Genomic DNA, 21,465 nt, shown 5'->3' with positions numbered 1-21,465 from the left:
AGCCGACCGGCCGCAAGGTCGTCGGCACCAGTCACCGCCCCCGCGCCTGTACCGCTACCGCGCCGAGAGCGTCGCCACCAGCCCCACCCCACCCCCGAGGAGCGCGTCATGACCTCCGTCGCCGAACTCATCGCCGTCACCACCATCTCCGGCACCACCGCCGCGAGCACCTGCGACACGGATCTCGCCGAGCCCACGTGGGCCTTCGACGCGCTGCCGACCTACGGTCCCGGTGCGTCCGTCGCCGACCCCATCCCGGTCGACACCACGAACGCCACGATGCGTCCGGGGCAGCTGCCGCTGGCCTACCAGAAGATGTCGGACGAGGAGCTGCACGCGAGGATCGTCGCGGCACGCGAGACGCTGGGGGACCGCATCGTCATCCTCGGGCACTACTACCAGCGCGACGAGATCGTCGCCTACGCCGACTTCGTGGGCGACTCCTTCCAGCTCGCCAACGCGGCCCTGACCCGGCCCGACGCCGAGGCGATCGTGTTCTGCGGCGTGCACTTCATGGCCGAGACGGCCGACATCCTCGCCCGCGACGAGCAGCACGTGATCCTGCCCAACCTCGCGGCCGGCTGCTCGATGGCCGACATGGCCGACTCCGAGTCCGTCGAGGCGGCGTGGGAGGAGCTCGCGGAGGTCTACGGCTTCGACGCGAGCCAGGAGATCGACGAGGGCTGGTTCGAGCGCAACCCCGGCGTGAAGCTGCCCGTCATCCCCGTCACGTACATGAACTCCTCCGCCGCGCTGAAGGCGTTCTGCGGGCGCCACGGCGGCATCGTCTGCACGTCCTCCAACGCCCGGACCGTCCTGGAGTGGGCGTTCGAGCGCGGCGAGCGCGTGCTGTTCTTCCCCGACCAGCACCTCGGCCGCAACACCGCCAAGGCGATGGGCGTCCCGCTGGAGCAGATGCCGATGTGGAACCCGCGGAAGGACCTCGGTGGCAACACCTCGGCCGAGCTCGACGACGCGCGCGTCATCCTGTGGCACGGCTTCTGCTCGGTCCACAAGCGGTTCACGACGGCGCAGATCGACGCCGCCCGCGAGCAGCACCCGGGCGTCCAGGTCGTCGTGCACCCGGAGTGCCCGATGCCGGTGGTCGACGCCGCGGACGCGGCCGGCTCCACCGAGCTGATCCGCCGGTTCGTCGCGGAGGCCGCCCCGGGGTCGACCATCGCGATCGGCACCGAGGTCAACATGGTCAACCGCCTCGCGGCGCAGCACCCGGACAAGACGATCTTCTGCCTCGACCCGGTGATCTGCCCCTGCTCGACCATGTACCGCATCCATCCCGGCTACCTCGCCTGGACCCTCGAGGGCCTGGTCGAGGGGGAGTGGCGCAACGAGATCCAGGTGGATCCCGACGTCGCCACGCACGCCCGCGTCGCCCTGACGCGCATGCTCGCCGCGGCTCCGCAGCCGCTCGGCGGCACGCCCGCACCGGCGGCGCCCGCCGCACCGGCGGCGGCCTCGGCGCCCGCCGCTCCTGCCCCCGCCCTCACCGTCAGCACCGGAGGTGCCCGATGAAGATCGTCGTCGTCGGATCGGGTCTCGCCGGTCTCCTCACCGCCGTCGAGGCGAGCGAGCAGCACGAGGTCACCCTGGTGACCAAGGGTGCGCTCGCGGACTCGAACACCGCCTGGGCCCAGGGCGGCGTCGCCGTCGTCGGCCCCCAGCCGGACACGGTCGTCGCGCACGTCAGCGACACGCGTCGCGCCGGGGCCGGGCTGTCCGACCCCGCCGCCGCGATGGCGCTCGCCGCCGACGGGCCGACGGCGATCGACGCTCTCCTCGAGCTCGGTGTCACCTTCGACCGCGAGGGCGGCGTGCTCTGCCGCGCCCTCGAGGCCGCCCACAGCTACCCCCGCGTGCTCCGCGCGGGCGGTGACGCCACCGGGGCCGAGATCGTCCGGGCGCTCGTCGTCGCCGCCCTCGGGCGCCGCATCGAGATCCGCGAGCACACGCACGCGATCGACGTCGTGCGGGAGGGGGACGAGGACGCGCCCGGCCACGACGCCCACGCCTTCTCCGACCTGTCCGACCTGTCCGACGACGACGCGCTGCCCGGCGCGGCCGACGCGAGCGGCCCGCCCGCCGTCGTCGGCCTCCTGGTGTGCACGCCGCAGGGCGACGTCGAGCACCTCGATGCCGACGCCGTCGTGCTCGCCACGGGTGGCGCCGGCCAGCTCTACAGGGCCACCACCAACCCGCTGGTAGCGACCGCCGACGGCGTCGCGATCGCGCTGCGCGCCGGCGCCGAGGTCGCCGACCTCGAGATGGTGCAGTTCCACCCCACCGTGCTGGCGGGGGAGCACCCCTTCCTCGTCTCCGAGGCCGTCCGCGGCGAGGGTGCGGTGCTGATCGACGACGCCGGTCGCCGCTTCATGGTCGACGTCCACCCGGCCGCCGAGCTCGCCCCGCGCGACGTCGTGGCGCGGGCCATCGCCGAGCAGGAGGCCCGCCAGGGCTCGCCCGTCCGGCTGGACGCCACCCGGCTGGGGGCCGCCGCCGTCGCGCAGCGCTTCCCGACCATCGTGGCGGCCTGCGCCGAGCGCGGGCTGGACATCACGACCGAGCCCGTCCCGGTGACGCCGGCCGCGCACTACTGGATGGGCGGCGTGCGCACGGACCTCGCGGGTCGGACCTCCGTCCCCGGGCTGTGGGCGGTCGGCGAGGTCGCCTGCACGGGGGTCCACGGCGCCAACCGTCTCGCGTCGAACTCGCTGCTCGAGGCCGCCGTCTTCGCGCGTCGGGTCGCCGCCGCGCTGGGCGAGGAGCCGCGCGCGGCCGCGCCGTCCGACGGCGCCTGGTCGCTGCCCGCCGCCGTCGAGCTCGACGACGCGCCCGGTGCCGCCGACTGGGACCGCGGACAGCTCCAGGAGCTGCTGTGGGAGCACGCCGGACTCACGCGCGACGGCGAGGGGCTCGCCCGCGCGGCGAGCGTGCTGGCCGGGTTCGCGACGCCGTCGCTCCTGCCGGACGCGATGCTCGGCCTCTCGGCCCGCGACATCGAGGACGCCAACATGCTGCTCGCGGCTCGCGCCCTCGTGGCCGCCGCCGCGGCCCGCACGGGGTCGCTCGGCGCCCACACGCGCCGCGACGCCGCCGCGGACGCCCCGGGCGAAAAGCGTCACCAGGTGCTGCTCGCGCCGTCGCGCCGCTCCGCCGGGCTCGGTTCCTCGCTCGTCTGAGCCGGGCCGCGCGCGGCTTCATCGAGACCTGCGACACCAGCCACACCAGGAGGACCGCATGCTCACCACCCAGGCGCTGGACGCCGTCGTCGCCCTCGCCCTCGCCGAGGACGCACCGTTCGGGGACGTCACCGGGGAGGTGTTCGTCCCGGCGACCGCGGTCGCCTCGGCCCAGGTGCGTGCCCGCGAGGCCGGCGTGATGGCGTGCGGCGACGTGGTCGCGGCCGTGATGCGCGCCGTCGACCCCGCCGTCGTCGTCTCCGCGGTCGTGCCCGACGGCGAGGCGTTCGCCCCGGGCGACGCGCTCGCGGAGATCTCGGGGCCGGCACGCGCCGTGCTCCGCGGGGAGCGGGTGCTGCTCAACCTCCTCGCCCGGACGGTGGCGGTGGCGACGCGGACGCGGCAGCACGTCGACGCCGTGGACGGGGCCGTCTCGGCGGCGACGGGTCGCCCGGTCCGGGTCGTGGACACCCGAAAGACCACGCCCGGGCTGCGGGCGCTGGAGAAGCACGCCGTCACGTGCGGGGGCGGGCACAACCACCGCTACTCGCTGTCGGACGCCGTCATGGTGAAGGACAACCACCTCACCACCGTGCCCGCCGACGAGCTGACCGACGCCCTGCGGGCCGCGGCCGCGCGGTTGCCGCACACCACGCACATCGAGGTCGAGGTCGACCGGCTGGACCAGATCGAGCCGGTGCTCTCCTCGGGCGTGGTCGGCACGATCATGCTCGACAACTTCGGCCTGTCCGATCTGCGGACCGGGGTCGCCCAGGTCGCGGGACGCGCGCTGGTCGAGGCCAGCGGAGGCGTGACGCTCGCGAGCATCGGGGAGATCGCGCGCACCGGCGTCGACCTCGTCTCGGTCGGGGCGCTCACCCACGGCGCCGGCGCGATCGACCTCGGGCTCGACATCGCGATCGGCGAGGGGCGGTAGGACCGTGGTCTACCTCGACGCCGCCGCCACGACGCCCGTGCGCCGCGAGGTGCTCGAGGCGCTGTGGCCGCACCTGACCGGCCGGTTCGGCAACCCCTCCTCGGTGCACGCGCTGGGGCACGACGCGGCCGGCGCGCTGGAGGAGGCCCGGCGCGGGGTCGCCGCGGTGCTCGGCGGGCGGCCCGCCGAGGTGACGTTCACCTCGGGCGGCACGGAGGGCGACAACACGGCGGTCAAGGGCCTGGCGCTCGCGCGCCGCGAGGCGGTGGGCGCGACGCGGGTGCTGGTCTCCGCCGTCGAGCACGACGCCGTGCTCGCCTCCGCGCACTGGCTCGGGCGGTTCGGTTTCACCGTGACGGCGCTGGAGGTCGACGGCGAGGGCCGGGTCGATCCCGCGCGCGTCGCGGCGGAGCTCGCGGCGGACGGCGACGCCGTCGCGCTCGTCTCCCTCCAGCTCGCCAACAACGAGGTCGGCACGGTGCAGCCCGTGGCGGAGGTCGCCGCGCTGACGCGCGCGGCCGGCGTGCCGCTGCACACCGACGCCGTCCAGGCGGCGGGGTGGCTGCCGCTCGACGTCGGTGCGCTCGGGGTCGACGCGCTCACGCTCTCGGGCCACAAGGTCGGGGCGCCGAAGGGCACCGGGGCGCTGTGGGTCAGGCGCGGCGTGCGGTTCGAGCCGCTGCTGCACGGCGGCGGTCAGGAGCGGGGCCGACGGTCGGGCACGGAGAACGTCGCCGGGGCGGTCGCGTTCGCCGTCGCCCTCCGGCTCGCCGAGGCGGAGCGGGCGGCGGCGGCGGCCGACGGCGTCGACCCGGTCGCGGCGCAGCGCGAGGACTTCGTGGCCGCGGTGCTCGCGGGCGCGGGGCCGCTGCTGCCGGGGCTGCGGTTGACGGGCCACCCGAGGATGCGGCTGCCGGGGCACGCGTCGTTCGTGCTCGGCGGCGTGAGCGGCGAGGCGGTGCTGCTCGAGCTGGAGCAGCGCGGCGTGCTGAGCTCCTCGGGGTCGGCGTGCCACGCCGGGTCGGACGAGCCCTCCCACGTGCTGACGGCGATGGGCGTGGAGCGGGAGGCGGCCCAGACGGCGCTGCGCTTCACGTGGTCGCGCAGCACGACGCCGGCGGAGCTGGCAGACGCGGCCACTGCCGTCGTCGCCGCCGTCCGCGCGCTCCTCCCCTGACCCACCCGCGAGGGGCTTCTGCACACCGGCGAGGGGCTTCTGCACCATCGGCGAGGGGCTTGTGCACCGTCGGCGAGGGGCTTGTGCACCATCGACGAGGGGCTTCGGTACCCCTGACATGTGCGTAACCCCCTCGCCGGTGTGCGTAACCCCCCCGCCGGTGTGCGTAACCCCCTCGCCGGTGTGCGTAACCCCCTCGCGGGTGGTGCCGAAACCCCTCGCCGTTGACGGGCGGCGCGTTCCGTGGTTCATTAGTGGAGTAACGAACCAAGGAGGCGTCATGTTCGACGGACCCGATCCGCTGTACGTGCAGATCGCCAGGCACGTGCGCGACCAGGTGCTCGCCGGCGACCTCGGAGAGGAGGAGCAGGTCATGTCCACGACCCAGTTCGCCACGACCTACCGCATCAACCCGGCCACCGCCGCCAAGGCGTTCGCCGGCCTCGTCGAGGAGGGCGTGCTCTACAAGCGCCGCGGCCTCGGCATGTTCGTCGCCCCCGGCGCCCGCGAGGCGCTGCTGGCGAAGGACCGCGAGACCTACGTCCGCGACGTCCTCGACCCCGCGATCGACGCAGCCCTGCGCCTCGGCCTGACCGCCGAGGCCCTGCGCGAGCGCATCACCACCCGGATGGGGGAGCAGCGATGAGCATCACGACTCGAGCCCTGACCAAGCACTACGACGACGTCACCGCCCTCGACGCCGTCGACCTCGAGATCCGCTCGGGCGCCATCACCGGCCTGCTCGGCCGCAACGGCGCAGGCAAGTCCACGTTGCTCGCGCTCGCCGCGGGCTTCGACCGCCCGACGTCCGGCGAGATCCTGGTCGACGGCGAGGACCCGTTCGACAACGCCGTCACCATGGCGGACACCCAGCTCGTGCGCGAGGGCGGTGACGTCTTCGACACCGAGAAGGTGCGCGACACGTTCGCCTACTACGCGGACCTGCGCGAGCACTGGGACGCCGACGCCGCGCGGAGCCTCGCCGACGCCTTCGAGCTCGACGTCCAGCAGAAGGTCGCCCACCTCTCCCGCGGCCAGACGTCGATGGTCGGCGCGATCATCGGCCTCGCCGCGCGGGCGCCGATCACGCTCCTCGACGAGACCTACATCGGCATGGACGCCCCGAATCGGCAGACGTTCTACGACGCGCTGCTGGCCGACTACGCCGCGCACCCCCGCACCATCGTCATCTCCAGCCACCTGATCTCCGAGGTGGAGCGGATGTTCGAGGACGTCGTGATCCTCGACGCCGGCCGCGTGCTCGTCGCCGGCGACGCCGACGACGTCCGCGCCGGCGGCCTCAGCCTCACCGGCCGCGCGAGCGACCTCGAGCGCCTGGTCGGCACCAGGGAGGTGCTCGCTCGTCGCGATCTCGGTCCGACGGCGCAGCTCACCGTCCGCACGGCCGCGGGCGACGACGGCGCCACCCTGGCGGCCCTCGCCCGCGAGCAGGGGATCGACGTCGGCGGCGTCTCCCTGCAGGACCTCTTCGTCGACCTCACCCGCCGCTCCCCGAAGGAGGAGTCATGACCGTACCCTCGGTGCCTGCCGCTCCCGCCGTCCCGCCCGTCCCGTCGGCCGCCCCCGACCGCGCCGAGCGCCGGCGCCGCCTCGAGACCCGCGCCACCAGTCAGGCGTTCTGGAGCGCCCTCGGGATGGTCTGGACGATCGGCCTGTGGTTCTGGGCGATCTTCACGGTGGTCCAGGTCGTCGCCACGTCCCTCCTCGCCCGGTTCCTGGAGAGCCAGGACGGCGAGATCGTCATCTCCGTCGGTCCCGTGGGCGCCCCCCAGGTGTTCCTGTTCGTGATGGGGTCGTCACGGCGGCCGGGTTCCTCACGATCCACGTCGCCGCCGGCGGCACGCGTCGCTCCGCCACGCGTGGCTGGCTGCTGGCCGCCCCGGTCGTCGGGATCTCGTTCGCGGTGGCGAGCGTGCTGGTGACGGCGCTGGTCCGCGTCATCGCCGGTCTCGCGTGGGCCGGGATGCCCGCGGGGTACGACGTCCCGCCGTTCGAGGGCGCGCTGCCGGCCGCCGCCTCGCTCGCGGTCCTCGGCACGACGGCGTTCCTGTCGGGGCTCGCGGTGAACCTCGTCTACCGCCGCCTCGGCGGCTGGGCCGGGACGCTGGCGCTGCCGTTCGTCCTGGCGCCCTCCCTCGTCGCCCACTGGGGCCTGCTCGACGACGTCGAGGCGGGTTCGGGGTTCGGCGCGACGGCCTGGGGCTGGTGGGTCGCGCTGCCGTGCATCGCCGTCGCCGCGCTGATCACGCACCTGCTCCTGCGCCGCCTTCCGATCGACTGATCGCGGCGACGGTAGGCTGGCTCATCGTGGCCACCGACTTCACCGCCGAGATCACCTCGCTCCGCGGCACCCTGAACCAGATCTCGCTCGTCAGCGACCCCGACAAGCTGCGCGCGACGATCGCCGAGCTCGAGGCGGCCGCCTCAGCGCCCGACCTGTGGGACGACCCCGAGAAGGCGCAGGGCGTCACCAGCCGGCTGAGCCACGCCCAGGCCGACCTCGAGCGCCTCACCAAGTTCGCCGATCGCATCGACGACCTCGAGGCCCTCGTCGAGCTGGCCGCCGAGGAGGACGACGCCGCGTCGCTCGCCGAGGCGGAGACGGAGCTCGTCCAGATCCACAAGGTCCTCGGCGAGCTCGAGGTCCGCACGCTGCTGGCGGGGGAGTACGACGCCCGCGAGGCCGTCGTCTCCATCCGTTCCGGCGCCGGCGGCGTGGACGCCGCCGACTTCGCCGAGATGCTCCTGCGCATGTACCTGCGCTGGGCCGAGCGCCACGGCTACCCGACGTCCGTGCTCGACACCTCCTACGCGGAGGAGGCGGGACTGAAGTCCGCGACCTTCGAGGTCAAGGCGCCGTACGCGTTCGGCACGCTGAGCGTCGAGGCCGGTACCCACCGCCTCGTGCGCATCTCGCCGTTCGACAACCAGGGTCGTCGCCAGACCTCGTTCGCCGCGGTCGAGGTCATCCCGCTCATCGAGCAGACCGACCACATCGAGATCCCCGAGAACGAGATCAGGGTCGACGTCTTCCGCTCGTCCGGCCCCGGCGGCCAGTCGGTCAACACGACCGACTCCGCGGTGCGCCTCACCCACATCCCGACCGGTGTCGTCGTGTCGATGCAGAACGAGAAGTCCCAGATCCAGAACCGCGCCGCCGCGATGCGCGTGCTCCAGTCGCGCCTCCTCCTGCTGCGCCAGGAGCAGGAGAACGCGAAGAAGAAGGAGCTCGCGGGCGACGTCAAGGCGTCCTGGGGCGACCAGATGCGCTCCTACGTGCTGCAGCCGTACCAGATGGTCAAGGACCTGCGCACGGAGCACGAGTCCGGCAACCCCTCGGCCGTGTTCGACGGCGACATCGACGACTTCATCGACGCCGGGATCCGCTGGCGTCGGCAGCAGCAGACCGCGGCGGAGCAGGGCTGAGGCGTCGCCGATCCGTACCGCCGATCCTGCTCCCAGGGCGCTCCCAGGGACGCCTGCGACCGGCGTGGCGCGCCGAGCGGCCTCGGTCGGAGTGCTTATGGTGATCCGGGCCGGAGTGCGACCGACGTGCAGACACCCCCGAGACCGGCCCGCTGTGAGTGACGTGCTGCTGTGATTCGTTTCGACAAGGTCTCCAAGGTCTACAAGCGAGGGGCTCGCCCCGCGCTGGACCGCGTGTCCCTGGAGGTGGAGCGCGGGGAGTTCGTCTTCCTCGTCGGTGCCTCCGGTTCGGGCAAGTCCACGTTCCTCCGCCTCGTGCTGCGGGAGGAGCGCGCGACCTCCGGCCGCGTGCACGTCGCCGGCCGCGAGATCACCACGCTCTCGCAGTGGAAGGTCCCCGGGCTGCGCCGCCAGATCGGCGTCGTGTTCCAGGACTTCCGGCTGCTGCAGAACAAGACCGTGTTCGAGAACGTCGCCTTCGCCCAGCAGGTCATCGGCCGACCGCGCCACACCATCGCGCGCGAGGTCCCCGAGGTCCTCGAGCTCGTGAAGCTCGCGGGCAAGGGCAAGCGTCTGCCGCACGAGCTCTCCGGCGGCGAGCAGCAGCGCGTCGCGATCGCGCGCGCCATCGTCAACAGGCCGAGCATCCTCCTGGCCGACGAGCCGACCGGAAACCTCGACCCCGCGACGTCGGCAGGCATCATGCGCCTGCTCGACCGCATCAACTCCACCGGCACCACGGTCGTCATGGCCACGCACGACGAGGTGATCGTCGACCAGATGCGCAAGCGCGTCGTCCAGCTCGTCGACGGCGAGGTCGTGCGTGACGAGGCCGAGGGCCGCTACGTGCTCCAGCCCGACCCGGCCGCGACCGGCGCCACCGGCGCCACCGGCAGCGGCGCGACCGAGAACGGCCCGACCACGCAGGAGCGCACCGCATGAGCCGCCTCAGATTCGTCCTCGGCGAGATCGGCCAGGGACTGCGGCGCAACCTCTCGATGGCGGTGTCGGTCGTGCTCGTCACCTTCGTCTCCCTCACGTTCGTCGGCTCCGCCTCCCTCCTGCAGATGCAGATCGGCAAGATGAAGGGCGAGTGGTACGACCGCGTCGAGGTGTCGGTCTTCCTCTGCCCCACGGGCCCCCCGCGCGTGGAGACCTGTGCCGGTGGCGAGGCCACCGAGGAGCAGATCACGGAGATCCGCGGCATCCTCGAGGCGCCGGCGATGCAGCCCTACGTCGAGGAGGTCTTCTTCGAGACGAAGGAGCAGGCCTACGAGGCCGTGCGCGAGCAGGCCGGCGAGGAGGACTGGTTCGAGCTGCTCGACGTCGACCAGATGCAGGCGTCCTTCCGCGTCAAGCTCACCGATCCCACCCAGATCGACATCGTGATGGACGAGGTGGCTGGCAGGACCGGTGTCGAGGAGGTCCTCGACCAGCGCGAGATCTTCCAACCGATCTTCCTCGTGATGAACCGCGCGACCGTGCTGTCCGTGGGGCTGGCGGTCGTCATGACGATCACCGCCGTGCTCCTCATCACCACCACGATCCGGCTGTCGGCCATGAGTCGACGGCGGGAGACCGAGATCATGCGCTTCGTCGGCGCCTCCAACTTCTTCATCCAGCTGCCGTTCATGCTCGAGGGCGCGCTGGCCGCGCTCCTGGGGGCCGTCCTCGCGACGGGCACGCTCTGGTTCGGGGTCAGGTACGGGGTGGAGGACTGGCTCAGCGGCCAGGTCGGCTTCGTCACCGACTACGTCACGACGGCGGAGGTCTGGCTCATCGCGCCCGCCCTCGCCGGCATCGGCATCGCCATCGCCGCCATCAGCTCGCTCGTGAGCCTGTCCCGCTACACCAAGGTCTGAGGGAGATCGGATGACCTACCGCACCCGCGTCGGTGCCGTCGTGCTCGCCGCCGTCCTGCTCGTCACGGGGGCCGGGGTGGCGCAGGCCGACAACCTCGAGGACCTCCAGAGCCAGCGCGAGGCGAACAAGACCGAGCAGGAGCGTCTGTCCTCCGAGCTCGAGGGCACCGACGCCTCCCTGCAGACCGTCTACCTCGAGCTCACGCGCCTCGAGGGCGAGATCCCGATCGCCCAGGCCGAGCTCGACCAGGCCGAGGAGGACCTCGCGGCCGCCGAGCGTCACCAGACGTCCGTGACCGACCGGCTGACGGTCGCCGAGACCGAGGCCGGCACGCTCACGATCGAGATCGAGGACTCCAAGACCCAGATCGCCAGCACCGAGGACGGGATCGGGGAGCTCGCTCGCTCCACGCACCGCGGCGGCGACGGCTTCACCGCGCTGCGGGTGGTGCTCGACGCCAACAGCCCGGAGGAGTTCGCGACCCGCACCTCGGCCGTGAACTCGGCCATGCGCTCGCAGGGACAGGTGCTCGACGAGCTCGAGACCACGGCCGCGACCCAGCGCAACTCCCAGTCCCGCCTCGACGCGGTCAACGTCCGCATCGGCGAGCTGAAGATCGAGGCGGACGAGGCCGTCGTGGCTGCTGACGACGCCCGCGTCGACGCCCAGAGCCACCGCGACGAGCTCGCCTCGCTCAAGGAGCAGGAGGGCGCGAAGAAGACGGAGCTCGAGGGCTACAAGGACTCGATCGAGGTGCAGCAGCAGGAGATCGCGGCCGACAACGCCACGCTCGACGCCGAGATCCAGGCGATCTTCGAGGCCCAGGCCGCCGAGCGCGCGCGTCAGGCGGAGGAGAAGCGCAAGGCGGACGAGGCGGCGGCCGCCGAGGCGGCCGCTGCGGCCGAGGCCGAGCGTCAGCGCCAGGCCGAGGCGGCGGCCAACCGCCCGACCAACGCCCCCGCCCCCGCGCCGGCCCCGGCGCCCGCCCCCGCACCCCCGGCCAGCACCGGCGGGTCCGGGCTGATCCCGCCGGTCCCGGCGCCGTTCCACGTCACCTCCCCGTTCGGCATGCGGATCTACCCGATGAACGGTGGCCGCTACATGCACAACGGCACCGACATCCGCTCGGCCTGCGGCAACGCCCAGGTCTCCGCGGGCAACGGCACCGTCGTCGGCGTGCGCCCCGCGCGGGGCAACGGCACGCACGGCAACCAGGTGCTGATCGACCACGGCGTCATCAACGGCGACTCCTACGTCTCGGTCTACAACCACCTCTCGCGGTTCGCGGTGAGCAACGGCCAGTCGATCTCGCAGGGGGCCGTGCTCGGCTACACCGGCATGACCGGCGCCGTCACCGGCTGCCACGTGCACGTCGAGGTCTGGCGCAACGGCACGCCCATCAACCCGGAGAACCTCCCGGGCTGGAACCGCTCCAACTGACCCGGCTCTGCCAGACTGGGCGGGCCCGGCCGGACGGCCGACCGCTCCGCACGACCCACGAGGTGATCACCGATGCGTTCCCCCGGCCTGCGGGCACTGGTCGACGACGCCGCGTTCCTCTCCCACGAGGCGCAGCTCCACCTGACCGACCTGCACGGTGAGGACGCCCGGTGGGGCGTCGACCTGGCGGCCGGCACGTTCAGCTTCGACGGCGAGCACCAGGCGACCTACCCGGTCCAGCTGCTGGGGTCGGCGGCCCCCGGGCCGCGCTCGTGGCTCTGGGGCTGGGCCAACCCGTCCGGGTACTCCCCGCAGGTGCTGCGCGCCGCGACGGCGACCCGTGAGGTCGGGGAGCGGTACGGGATCGCGGAGCTCACCTCCGGCGAGGTGGCCTTCGACCCCGCCGACGCCCCCGGCGCCCCGCAGGAGCCCACCCCCGGCTACGCCCTCTCGGCCGACCTCGCACGGGCCGCCGCGATCGCGTCGGGCACCTGGTTCACCTACTCCGGCGCCGTCGCCGGCGGCACCCGCGTGTGGATGCTGCTGGAGGGGCTGACGCTGCCTCCCGCCACGTTCCCGCGCGTGGGGCGGCTGCTGCCCGAGGTCCTGAGCACGGGCGCCGTCACCGACCACCGGCGCGCCCTGTCGAGCTACGCCGTGCTGCGCGACCTGGGCTGGGACGGCACGACCCTGTCGCTCGCGGACGGCGCCTTCGCGTTCACGTTCGACGACGCCGGGCGGATCACGAACATCCACGGCAGCTCGCAGGCGACGGACCGGGCGTAAAGCCCGTGCCCGCCCGCGGTCGGCGCGACTAGGCTGGGTGACCATGTCCCGCATGAAGAACGCCGAGCGCGCCGCTCGGTCGGCCGCCGCGAAGGGGGACCGTCCGGTCAAGACCGTGGTGGCCCGCAACAAGAAGGCGCGCCACGACTACCACATCGACGACACCTACGAGGCGGGGATCTCCCTGACCGGCACGGAGGTGAAGTCGCTGCGCGCCGGACGCGCGTCCCTGGTGGACGGCTTCGTGCTGATCGACCGCGGCGAGGCCTGGCTCGAGGGCGTGCACATCGCCGAGTACGCCGAGGGCACCTGGACCAACCACGCCCCGCGACGCAAGCGCAAGCTGCTGCTGCACCGCGCGGAGATCGACAAGCTCGCCGGCAAGATCGGTGAGAAGGGCTACACGATCATCCCGCTCGAGCTGTACTTCCTGGGCAGCCACGCCAAGGTCGAGATCGCGCTCGCGCGCGGTAAGAAGGAGTGGGACAAGCGTCAGACCCTGCGGGAGAAGCAGGACATGCGCGAGGCGCACCGCGCCATGCGCACCCGCGAGCTCGTCTGACCTCACCGGTCAGGTCCGAGCGCACGTCCGACCCCGAGGAGAACCGTGCCCCTGGTCCGCCGCCTGACCGCCGCCGTCGCCCTCGCCGGGGCCCTCGTCCTGGGCTCGGCCGTCACCGCCGCTGCAGACTCCGACGACTGGCGGATCACGCGCTACGACCTGACCGCCGAGCTCGAGCCCGACGGCGGGGCCCGCGTCACGATCGACCTGGACTTCGACTTCGGTCCCGACGACGACGCGCACGGTCCCTACCTCAGCATCGTCGAGCGCCAGGAGATCGAGGGCGATCCCGACCGCTACCGCGTGCTCGAGGTCAGCGACATCGAGGTCACCAGCAGCACGGGCGCCCCGACCGACCTGCTCGTCGAGCGCGAGGACGGCTTCGTCGTCGTGCGCGTGGGCAGCGAGAGCGTGGAGATCGGTGACGTCCAGAGCTACACCCTCAGCTACCACGTGGACTCGTTGGCGACGCCGGGGGAGTCCGCCGCCGATCCCGACGCCGTGATCTGGAACGTGATCGGGCTCGGGTGGGAGGTGCCGCTGGAGGACGTCAGCGTCCGCCTGGTCGCCCCCGAGCCCGTCAGCTCGCTGAGGTGCCTGCCCGGCGGCGTCGGCTCGACACGGGTCTGCGACGGCGCGACGACGCCCGGCGACGTCGGCGTCACCGTCGAGCAGAGCCGCCTCGACCCCGGTCAGGGCCTCACCGTCGCCGCGCTGTACCCCGCTGACACCTTCCCGACGGCGAGCGTCGCCTACGCGCCCCGTCGCACCTGGGGCAACGCCTTCACCGTCTCGCCCGTCACCGGCACGGTCGGCGCGGTGGCCGCCGTCGGCGGGGTGGGGGCTGTGCTGCTGACGCGTCGTCGCCGTCGTGACGCCACCGCGGACACGCCGGGCTTCCTCGAGGGGGCGGGGCCGCCGGAGACGCCGTGCCCGAGGGCTTCCGCACCGAGCCGCCCGCGGGGGTCCCCGCCGGCGAGTTCGGGACGCTGATCGACGAGCGCGCCCAGACCCACGACGTCGTGGCCGTGCTGCTCGACCTCGCCGTGCGCGGGGTGATCCACATCGAGGTCGTGCCGGCGACCGTCGACGGCGACGACGAGGACGGCGATGACCTGGCCGGCGACGACCTCGACCCCGACGACCGCGACCCCGACGACCGCGACCCCGACGACCGCGACTTCCAGCTGGTTCGCGCCCCCGGGCCCCACGACCTGCGCCCCTACGAGCGCACCCTCGTCGAGGGCATCTTCGGCGACGAGGACGTGGTCCTGGTCAGCCTCGCCTCCGGCGAGATCGCCGCGGCGATCGCGCAGGCGCAGAAGGATCTCGACGACGCCGTGACCGAGCAGGGCTGGTTCGCCGGGAGCCCGCGCCGGGTCCGCGGGCGCTGGTACCTCGCCGGGATCGGCCTGATCCTGGCCGGCCTCGTCGGGACGGCCGCGCTCGCGCTGACGGTCGGCTGGGGTCTGGTGGGGATCGCGGTGCTCGCCGTCGGCATCGTCACGACGGCGGTGGCCGGCTCCATGCCGACCCGCACCGCGCGGGGGAGCGAGCTGACCCGCGAGGCCCGCGAGTTCGAGCGGTTCCTCACCGACGTGACCTCCGAGACGCCCGCCTGGGCCGCCGGGAGCGAGCGCCTCGTCCCGAGCGTGTTCGAGGCGTACCTGCCCTACGCCGTCGCACTTCGCCTCGAGCAGCGCTGGACGGACGCCTTCGCGGGCGCGGTCAGGCGTGGCGAGCTCGTCCAGCCGGTCTGGTTCACCTCGCCGGCCTACCTCGCCTACCCGGGCGTCTGGGCGATGGGCGACCTCGGCCGCTCGCTCGGCGACCTCACCTCCGGCGTCGCCTCCGCCACGACGGTCACCGCCCCGGGCTCCGGCTCGAGCGGCGGCGCCACCTGGTCGGGTTCGGTGGGTGGCGGGGTCGGCGGCGGAGGTGGCGGCGGCTGGTAGCCGACCGGGCCTCGAGCCACGGGCCCGACGTAGGCTGGAGGCGGACCACTTCACCGCTGCCCCCTGGAGGTCACCCGTGTCCGCTGCCCTGCACCGTCTCCCGCTCCGCGCCACGTCCGGTGCGTTCATCCTCAACTCGGGGATCGGCAAGCTCGCGCTCGACGCCGAGTCGGCGGCCGGCCTCCAGGCGATGGCGTCGAACGCCTTCCCGCAGGTCAAGGAGCTCAAGCCCGAGGAGTTCGGCAAGCTGCTCGCCGTCGCGGAGACCGCCCTCGGGGCGGCGCTGCTGCTGCCGTTCGTCCCGCGCGTGGTCGCCGGCCTCGGCCTGACGGCCTTCTCCGGCGGCCTGCTGTGGATGTACCACAAGACCCCCGGCCTGACCGTGGACGGCGTCCGCCCGAGCCCGGAGGGCATCGGCATCGCCAAGGACGTCTTCCTCCTCGGCATCGGGCTCGCGCTGCTGCTGGACAACCGGCGCAAGAAGTAGGGAACAGACGACGAGGTCCATGCGTTCGGATGAATATGACCGCCATGGAGCTCGGGATCTACACCTTCGGCGACGTCTCCGACGGGGACGACGCCGCGACCACGCTGCGCAACGTGCTGGAGCGCGTCCGGCTCGCCGAGGAGGTGGGGCTGGACTACGTCGGCCTGGGTGAGCACCACCGCGCCGAGTACGCCATCTCCTCGCCGGCCACCGTGATCTCCGCGGCCCTCGCGCAGACCAGCCGCATCCGTGTGGGCAGCGCCGTCACGGTGCTGTCGACGGAGGACCCCGTCCGGGTCTACCAGCAGTTCGCCACGATGGACGCCTTCTCCGGCGGCCGGGCGGAGCTGCTCGCCGGCCGCGGTTCGTTCATCGAGTCCTACCCGCTGTTCGGGGCGGATCTCGAGGACTACGACGAGCTGTACGACGAGAAGATCCAGCTGCTCCTCGCGCTCGACGACGCCGGCGCGCACGACGAGTCGATCACCTGGTCCGGGCGGTTCCGGCCCGCCCTGCGCGACGCCGTCGTGCTCCCGCGGCCTGCGGACGTGACCGGCCGCGGCCGCCACCTCAACCTCGCCCTCGCGACGGGCGGCAACCCGCAGTCCTCCGTCCGCGCCGCGGTGCTCGGCCTCCCGATCAACTACGCGATCATCGGCGGGAGGCCGAGCCAGTTCGCTCCGCTCGCCTCCCTGTACCGGCGGGAGTTCCGCGCCCGTGCGGCGTTCCCGACGGCGACCCCCGCGGTCACGCTGTCGGGCTTCGGCTTCGTGGGGGCTGACGCCCGCTCGGCGCGGGAGGCGTTCTACCCGTACTGGCACCGCAGCATGAGCGCGATCGCCCGGGAGCGCGGCTTCGCGGCGCCGAACAAGATCACCTTCGAGGCGACGGCGGCGCCGGACGGGGCGTACGCCGTCGGGAGCGCGCAGGAGGTGGCCGACAAGGTGGTGCGCACGCACGGCGCCGTCGGCCACACCAGGCAGATCTTCCAGATGGACGTCGCGGGCATGCCGCAGGTCGAGCAGCTCCGGGCGATCGAGCGGCTCGGCACCGAGGTGAAGCCGCTCGTGGACGCCGCGCTGGCGGCGGCCTGAGCCACCGGGAGGAGCGGTCGTCGGAATACCCGTGGCCGCGGCGGCGCTGCACGAGTAGACTGAACCGTCCCGTCCGGCGCTCCGGCGGCGGGAGGGCACTGTTTGACAACAGAACACGGGGGTGAACGGTTTCGACGACGGCCGTTCAGCCAGGGGAAGCGAGTCGAGGACGCACGGTTATCTCGTTAACGATCCGCGCAAACCTATAGGTGCCGATTCCAAGCGCACCGACTTCACCCTCGCCGCCTGAGCGAAGGTAGAAGTCCGTCAGTCCCGGGGTGCTCTCGACCGGGTTGCTGGCGTCACCAAGAGAGCCACTGCTCGTAGCCTTCGTCAACGGGGCTGCTTGAACACTTAGTTGACTGGGCCCGTCGGCTGGTTGTCAGCGACACAGCCGGGGCCAAGCAGAACAGCAGCTGACTGCACTCGGAGAAGCCCTGGTTCCACACCGTCGGACGCGGGTTCGATTCCCGCCACCTCCACCCCGTGAGCACGACCCGAGAAGCCCGGACCCCGCAGGGGGTCCGGGCTTCTCGTCGTTGCGGGGCGTCCTCGGGTTGGCGGGGGATCAGCTCGTGGGAGCGTCGCTGCTCGCGAACAGGCCGGCCGAGCCCAGCACCTTCTCGGGGTGCAGCTCGATGACCACGCGCTGCGGGTTCGGTCGCGGTTGGCGGTAGCGGGCGGCGTAGAGCGCGACGGCGTGGGCCACCCGCTCGGGGTCGCGCGAGACGACGGCGTGGCCGGCGATGCTGATCCACTGCGGACCGGCCACCTGCGCCACGGTCGCGCGGCCGTCCCGCTCGACGTTGCGCACCTTCTGGCTGCCGTCGCTCGTGATGACGCGCACCACGCCGTCCGACAGCGTGAACCCGACGGCGACGGCGTGGATCAGGCCCGACGGCGCGATCGTCGACAGCGTCGCGAGGTGGTACTCCGACAGCAGGACCTCACCCTCGGGGGAGAGGTCGATGGCCACGCCGTCCCGGGTCACTGGACCAGGTCGCGCGCCCGCGTCAGCGTCATCGCCGAGGCGTCGTCGGGCTTGTTGAGCGCGCGCGCCGTCGGGAGCGGGCAGCGCAGCACGAGGGCGCGCGTGCGCACCGCGGGGGCGACGTAGGAGTCCCACGTCTTCTGGGCCTCGCCGCCGATGAGGATGATGACGTGCAGGTCGCGCAGCACCGGGAGCAGGTTGATGAGAGCGCGTCCGCCGTGCTGGAGGTCGAGCCGGCTGGGCTTGACGCCCTCGCCGAGGTACCACGGCATGATGTGGGTGATCAGCACGTGGTCGTGGAAACCCACGTGCTCGCGCAGGTTCCACAGGTTCGTGGAGGTGCGGTCCTCGTTGTCGACGCTGACGAAGCCCGAGCCCTCGGTCGGGTCGGCGGACTTGCCCGGTGCCTGGAGGACGAGGAGCGCCCGGGCGCGAGCACCGGCCTCGGCCGGGTCGAACTCGGGGAGCGGGAGCTCGGGACGAAGGGCCTGCGTCGTCTCGTGCCAGCGCGTGAGTCCCTCGGCCTGCGTGGCGAGGAGCTCCTTCCTGGCTTGGACGAGGCTCGGATCGGTGAGCCCGTTCGGGCCGTCGAGGAACATCCCTCCACCGTAGACGTGCCGGGGCCCTCGTGGACACCGCGCCAGGATCCGGGATGGCTCGGGTGCTCGATCGAGCCGTCAGGCGAGCCGCGGATCCACGAGCGCACGCCGCGTGCGATCGCCGCGCGCCGTGGCCACGAACGCCCACGTGACGAGCGCCACGACGACGACGGCGACGACGGCCGCCGGCCCGGTGAGCGCGGCGCCGTCGCCCGCGCGGTCGACGAGCGTGCCCAGGTCCCACGCGAGGTGGAGCGCGACGGCGGCCACGAGCGTCCGGGTCGCGCGCCGGACGAGGTACAGCAGCGCCCCGAGGGCGACGGCGACGGCGACGTCGACCGGGCCGAACCCCCGCGCGGTGAAGGCGAGCACGGGCACCTGGAGGACTGCGGAGGCCGCCGTCGTCCCGAGGGCCGCGACGATCTCGGGGCGCCGCCCCACGCGCAGCGACCGGAGGAGCACGCCGCGCAGCGCGAGCTCCTCGGCGACGCCGGTCACCGCGGCGCTGAGAGCGAGGAGCGCGAGGACCCGTGCCGTCGGGGCGCCCCAGTCGGCGAGCGCGAGACGCGCGAGGACGGCGAGCGAGGCGAGAGCCACGACGGCGAGCACGAACGGCGACGTCGGCAGCCGGAACGGGTCGCGCCGCACGGCGTCCCACCGGGCCCAGCCGACGAACGCGAGCAGCACGACGGCGGCGACGGCGGCCGGGAGGATCTCGGTCAGGACGATCGCCCGCTCCGACGAGCTCCAGGCCCGGAGCGGGATGCCGCTCCCGAGCTGGAGGGTCAGCACGAGACCGGCCGCGACGAGGACCGCCGCGAGCCCGCTGGCGAGGCTCGGACGCAGCCGGTGGACGGGGTCGTCGCGTCCCAGCAGGTAGGTCACGGCCGCTTTCGCGTCGGCGAGGACATGGGCTCGATCCTCACACGGGGTGCCCCTGCGCGGTCGAAGCGGTTGATCGGCGGTGCACGTCGCAGGCTCCGACGGGCCACCGATCCGCGAGCCCGGGCGCTTCCCCGACGTGCCCCGCGTCGATACACTGATTCACAAGGATGAACCCAGGTCGAGATCATGGACGATCCGGCCCACCACAGGAGAGAGATCCCATGCCCAACATCACCGTCGAGCTGCTCAAGGGCCGCACCGTCGACCAGCGCCGCGACTTCGCCCGGATCGTCGCCGACGCCGCGGTCGACGTGCTCGGCGCGCGCCGCCAGGACGTGCGCATGGTCTTCAGCGAGATCACGCCCGACATCGTGGCCAACGGCGGCGTGCTCGCCAGCGAGGACGACAGCCGGGCCGGCGTCGTCGCGTCGCTCGCCGACGGTTCCTGACCGACCCCGGCAGCGACAGCAGGGCCCGCACCCCGAGGGGTGCGGGCCCTGCTGCTGCGACGCCGCTCAGCGCAGCTCGGCGATCACCGTCTTGAGCTCGGTGTAGTCGTCCAGCCCGAACGAGCCGAGCTCGCGGCCCCAGCCGGACTGCTTGAAGCCGCCGCGGGGGAGCGTGACGTCGTCCGCGTGCCAGGTGTTGAGCCAGACCGTCCCGGCGCGGAGCTTGGCGCCGACGCGGTGCGCGGTCCCGAGGTCGCGGGACCAGACGCCGGCCGCCAGGCCGTAGACGGTGTTGTTGGCGGCCGCGACGACCTCGTCCTCGGTGTCGAACGGGATCGCGGTGACGACCGGGCCGAAGATCTCGTCGGTCTGCACGGCCATCTCCTCCGTGACACCGGTGATGAGCGTCGGGTGCACGAAGTAGCCGCGGTCGAACGCCGCGTCCGCGCTGCCGGCGGCCAGGGTGGCGCCGTCGGCGACGGCGCCACGGATGTAGCCGAGCACCTTCTCGTGCTGCTCCTGCGACACCAGCGGACCCATCGACGCGCCGTCGGCGAACCCGTCGCCGACGGTGATCGCCCGAGCAGCCGCGGCCACGCCCTCGATGACGCGGTCGAACACCTCGCGCTGCACGTACAGCCGGGAGCCGTTGACGCAGCACTGGCCCTCGTTGAAGTACCCGCCGAGCACGGCGCCGGCGATCGCGGCGTCGATGTCGGCATCGGCGAAGATGATGTTCGGGGCCTTGCCGCCCAGCTCGAGGGAGACCTTCTTGAGGTTCCCGGCGGCTGCGGCGGCGATCTTCTTGCCGACCTCGGTGCTGCCGGTGAACGCGACCTTGTCCACACCGCGGTGCTCGACCAGCGCGGCCCCGGCGTCGCCGAACCCGGGCACGATGTTCACGACACCGGCCGGCACGCCCGCGTCGAGCAGCAGCTGGCCGAGGCGCAGGGCCGTCAGCGGCGTCTGCTCGGCGGGCTTGAGGATGACCGTGTTGCCGGCCGTGATGGCCGGGACGATCTTGAAGCAGGCCATCAGGAGCGGGAAGTTCCACGGCACGATGCCGGCGACGACGCCGAGCGCCTCGCGCCGGGTGTAGGCGTGGAACTCGCGGCCGGGCACCGACATCGGGATCGTCGTGCCCTCCATCTTCGTGGCCCAGCCGGCGAAGTAGCGGAAGAGCTCGGCCGCCGTCGCGACGTCGCCGTCGCGGGCCGCCTCGACGCGCTTGCCGTTGTCCAGCGACTCGAGCTGGGCGAACTCGTCCGCGTGCGCCTCGATGAGGTCGCCGATCCGCCAGAGCAGGTGCGAGCGGTCGCGCGGGGTCATCCGCGACCAGGGGGAGGGGGACTCGAACGCCCGGCGGGCGGCGGCGACGGCGCGGTCGACGTCGACGGCGGAGCCGCGAGCGACCTGGACGAGCTCCTCCTCCGTGGCGGGGTTGAGCGTGGCGAACGTGCGCCCGTCGGCCGCGTCGACCCACGCGCCGTCGATCAGCAGCTGCTTGGGGGCGGAGAGGAACTCGTGGACGGCGGGAAGGAGGGGGGAGGTGTCGGTCGACATGGTGGCCTTTCTCGGAGGAGTGCGGGGTGCGTG

At 73.1% G+C, this 21,465-nt stretch carries 23 protein-coding genes and 1 other RNA gene; 20 read left to right on the top strand and 4 right to left on the bottom strand.

The genetic code is table 11. The annotated features are described in order from the left end of the window. Positions 1-108 precede the first annotated feature (108 nt). The 19 genes from nadA (at position 109) to ssrA (ending at position 17,430) form a co-directional block, all read left to right on the top strand. Entirely contained in the window at positions 109-1,533 is a 1,425-nt protein-coding gene (gene nadA, locus C8046_RS05690) for a quinolinate synthase NadA (protein WP_109228615.1), read from the top strand. Then, the gene (gene nadB, locus C8046_RS05685; protein WP_109228614.1) at positions 1,530-3,197 is read left to right on the top strand and encodes an L-aspartate oxidase; all 1,668 of its coding nucleotides are present in this window, start codon (positions 1,530-1,532) and stop codon (positions 3,195-3,197) included. The genes nadA and nadB overlap by 4 nt, the downstream gene beginning before the upstream one ends. A 58-nt stretch (positions 3,198-3,255) precedes the next feature. After that, positions 3,256-4,134, top strand: coding sequence for a carboxylating nicotinate-nucleotide diphosphorylase (gene nadC, locus C8046_RS05680; protein WP_109228613.1), 879 nt, complete (start codon positions 3,256-3,258; stop codon positions 4,132-4,134). A gap of 4 nt (positions 4,135-4,138) precedes the next feature. Beyond that, positions 4,139-5,311 (top strand): cysteine desulfurase family protein, encoded by a 1,173-nt coding sequence (locus C8046_RS05675; protein WP_109228612.1) that lies wholly within the window; start codon positions 4,139-4,141, stop codon positions 5,309-5,311. 280 nt (positions 5,312-5,591) lie between these two features. Then, positions 5,592-5,957, top strand: a complete 366-nt coding sequence (locus tag C8046_RS05670) for a GntR family transcriptional regulator (protein ID WP_109228611.1) — start codon at positions 5,592-5,594, stop codon at positions 5,955-5,957. Then, entirely contained in the window at positions 5,954-6,841 is an 888-nt protein-coding gene (locus tag C8046_RS05665; protein WP_109228610.1) for an ABC transporter ATP-binding protein, read from the top strand. Before C8046_RS05670 ends, C8046_RS05665 begins: the two co-directional genes overlap by 4 nt. Continuing rightward, positions 6,838-7,254, top strand: coding sequence for a hypothetical protein (locus C8046_RS05660; RefSeq protein WP_109228609.1), 417 nt, complete (start codon positions 6,838-6,840; stop codon positions 7,252-7,254). Before C8046_RS05665 ends, C8046_RS05660 begins: the two co-directional genes overlap by 4 nt. Beyond that, positions 7,236-7,613 carry a hypothetical protein gene (locus C8046_RS05655; protein WP_109228608.1) on the top strand — a complete coding sequence of 126 codons (378 nt, stop codon included), beginning with the start codon at positions 7,236-7,238 and terminating at the stop codon, positions 7,611-7,613. Before C8046_RS05660 ends, C8046_RS05655 begins: the two co-directional genes overlap by 19 nt. 26 nt (positions 7,614-7,639) lie before the next feature. Further along, positions 7,640-8,758 (top strand): peptide chain release factor 2, encoded by a 1,119-nt coding sequence (gene prfB, locus C8046_RS05650; RefSeq protein WP_419183548.1) that lies wholly within the window; start codon positions 7,640-7,642, stop codon positions 8,756-8,758. A 171-nt stretch (positions 8,759-8,929) separates the two neighbouring features. Next, positions 8,930-9,700: a cell division ATP-binding protein FtsE gene (gene ftsE / locus C8046_RS05645; protein ID WP_109228607.1), complete on the top strand. Its 771-nt coding sequence runs from the start codon at positions 8,930-8,932 to the stop codon at positions 9,698-9,700. Next, on the top strand, positions 9,697-10,620 hold the full coding sequence (gene ftsX / locus C8046_RS05640) for a permease-like cell division protein FtsX (RefSeq protein ID WP_109228606.1): 924 nt from the start codon (positions 9,697-9,699) through the stop codon (positions 10,618-10,620). Before ftsE ends, ftsX begins: the two co-directional genes overlap by 4 nt. Positions 10,621-10,630: 10 nt before the next feature. Continuing rightward, positions 10,631-12,061: a murein hydrolase activator EnvC family protein gene (locus C8046_RS05635; RefSeq protein WP_109228605.1), complete on the top strand. Its 1,431-nt coding sequence runs from the start codon at positions 10,631-10,633 to the stop codon at positions 12,059-12,061. A gap of 72 nt (positions 12,062-12,133) precedes the next feature. Next, complete coding sequence (locus C8046_RS05630) at positions 12,134-12,847, top strand: DUF6882 domain-containing protein (protein WP_109228604.1); 714 nt, start codon at positions 12,134-12,136, stop codon at positions 12,845-12,847. Positions 12,848-12,899: 52 nt separating this feature from the next. Continuing rightward, positions 12,900-13,409 (top strand): SsrA-binding protein SmpB, encoded by a 510-nt coding sequence (gene smpB / locus C8046_RS05625; RefSeq protein ID WP_235866423.1) that lies wholly within the window; start codon positions 12,900-12,902, stop codon positions 13,407-13,409. Positions 13,410-13,454: 45 nt separating this feature from the next. Next, the gene (locus tag C8046_RS19705) at positions 13,455-14,402 is read left to right on the top strand and encodes a DUF2207 domain-containing protein (RefSeq protein ID WP_109228602.1); all 948 of its coding nucleotides are present in this window, start codon (positions 13,455-13,457) and stop codon (positions 14,400-14,402) included. Beyond that, complete coding sequence (locus tag C8046_RS19700; RefSeq protein WP_109228601.1) at positions 14,339-15,364, top strand: DUF2207 domain-containing protein; 1,026 nt, start codon at positions 14,339-14,341, stop codon at positions 15,362-15,364. Before C8046_RS19705 ends, C8046_RS19700 begins: the two co-directional genes overlap by 64 nt. A 76-nt stretch (positions 15,365-15,440) precedes the next feature. Beyond that, positions 15,441-15,851: a DoxX family membrane protein gene (locus C8046_RS05610; protein WP_109228600.1), complete on the top strand. Its 411-nt coding sequence runs from the start codon at positions 15,441-15,443 to the stop codon at positions 15,849-15,851. A gap of 35 nt (positions 15,852-15,886) precedes the next feature. Then, the gene (locus tag C8046_RS05605) at positions 15,887-16,945 is read left to right on the top strand and encodes an LLM class flavin-dependent oxidoreductase (protein WP_235866140.1); all 1,059 of its coding nucleotides are present in this window, start codon (positions 15,887-15,889) and stop codon (positions 16,943-16,945) included. Positions 16,946-17,062: 117 nt separating this feature from the next. After that, positions 17,063-17,430, top strand: a transfer-messenger RNA (tmRNA) gene (ssrA, locus tag C8046_RS05600). Between the two features lie 83 nt (positions 17,431-17,513). Here the strand turns inward: ssrA and C8046_RS05595 are convergent. The 3 genes from C8046_RS05595 to C8046_RS05585 all read right to left on the bottom strand — a co-directional run bounded on the left by C8046_RS05595 (position 17,514) and on the right by C8046_RS05585 (position 19,420). Continuing rightward, positions 17,514-17,921 (bottom strand): PPOX class F420-dependent oxidoreductase, encoded by a 408-nt coding sequence (locus tag C8046_RS05595; protein ID WP_109230769.1) that lies wholly within the window; start codon positions 17,919-17,921, stop codon positions 17,514-17,516. Positions 17,922-17,932: 11 nt separating this feature from the next. Beyond that, the gene (locus C8046_RS05590; RefSeq protein WP_109228599.1) at positions 17,933-18,535 is read right to left on the bottom strand and encodes a uracil-DNA glycosylase family protein; all 603 of its coding nucleotides are present in this window, start codon (positions 18,533-18,535) and stop codon (positions 17,933-17,935) included. Between the two features lie 78 nt (positions 18,536-18,613). Continuing rightward, positions 18,614-19,420, bottom strand: coding sequence for a CPBP family intramembrane glutamic endopeptidase (locus tag C8046_RS05585; RefSeq protein WP_158277136.1), 807 nt, complete (start codon positions 19,418-19,420; stop codon positions 18,614-18,616). Between the two features lie 221 nt (positions 19,421-19,641). Here C8046_RS05585 and C8046_RS05580 point away from each other — a divergent pair, with 221 nt between their 5' ends. After that, a complete protein-coding gene (locus C8046_RS05580; protein ID WP_109228597.1) occupies positions 19,642-19,869 on the top strand; it encodes a tautomerase family protein in 228 nt (75 codons plus the stop codon). 66 nt (positions 19,870-19,935) lie between these two features. Here C8046_RS05580 and C8046_RS05575 read toward each other — a convergent pair whose 3' ends face one another. Beyond that, positions 19,936-21,432, bottom strand: coding sequence for an aldehyde dehydrogenase family protein (locus C8046_RS05575; RefSeq protein ID WP_109228596.1), 1,497 nt, complete (start codon positions 21,430-21,432; stop codon positions 19,936-19,938). Positions 21,433-21,465 lie beyond the last annotated feature (33 nt).

Origin of the sequence: Serinibacter arcticus (genome assembly GCF_003121705.1) — a bacterium.
Classification (GTDB): Bacteria; Actinomycetota; Actinomycetes; order Actinomycetales; family Beutenbergiaceae; genus Litorihabitans.
Note: the sequence above shows the minus strand (reverse complement) of the source record. Positions and strands in the feature narration are given on the sequence as shown.

Excerpts from the sequence above, each read along its gene's own strand:
- C8046_RS05580 (WP_109228597.1), top strand. The coding sequence starts at position 19,642 with ATGCCCAACATCACCGTCGAGCTGCTCAAGGGCCGCACCGTCGACCAG.
- C8046_RS05605 (WP_235866140.1), top strand. The coding sequence starts at position 15,887 with ATGACCGCCATGGAGCTCGGGATCTACACCTTCGGCGACGTCTCCGAC.
- C8046_RS05660 (WP_109228609.1), top strand. The coding sequence starts at position 6,838 with ATGACCGTACCCTCGGTGCCTGCCGCTCCCGCCGTCCCGCCCGTCCCG.
- C8046_RS05630 (WP_109228604.1), top strand. The coding sequence starts at position 12,134 with ATGCGTTCCCCCGGCCTGCGGGCACTGGTCGACGACGCCGCGTTCCTC.
- nadC (WP_109228613.1), top strand. The coding sequence starts at position 3,256 with ATGCTCACCACCCAGGCGCTGGACGCCGTCGTCGCCCTCGCCCTCGCC.
- smpB (WP_235866423.1), top strand. The coding sequence starts at position 12,900 with ATGAAGAACGCCGAGCGCGCCGCTCGGTCGGCCGCCGCGAAGGGGGAC.
- C8046_RS05635 (WP_109228605.1), top strand. The coding sequence starts at position 10,631 with ATGACCTACCGCACCCGCGTCGGTGCCGTCGTGCTCGCCGCCGTCCTG.
- C8046_RS05590 (WP_109228599.1), bottom strand. The coding sequence starts at position 18,535 with ATGTTCCTCGACGGCCCGAACGGGCTCACCGATCCGAGCCTCGTCCAA.
- nadA (WP_109228615.1), top strand. The coding sequence starts at position 109 with ATGACCTCCGTCGCCGAACTCATCGCCGTCACCACCATCTCCGGCACC.
- nadB (WP_109228614.1), top strand. The coding sequence starts at position 1,530 with ATGAAGATCGTCGTCGTCGGATCGGGTCTCGCCGGTCTCCTCACCGCC.
- C8046_RS05665 (WP_109228610.1), top strand. The coding sequence starts at position 5,954 with ATGAGCATCACGACTCGAGCCCTGACCAAGCACTACGACGACGTCACC.
- C8046_RS05575 (WP_109228596.1), bottom strand. The coding sequence starts at position 21,432 with ATGTCGACCGACACCTCCCCCCTCCTTCCCGCCGTCCACGAGTTCCTC.
- C8046_RS05670 (WP_109228611.1), top strand. The coding sequence starts at position 5,592 with ATGTTCGACGGACCCGATCCGCTGTACGTGCAGATCGCCAGGCACGTG.
- ftsX (WP_109228606.1), top strand. The coding sequence starts at position 9,697 with ATGAGCCGCCTCAGATTCGTCCTCGGCGAGATCGGCCAGGGACTGCGG.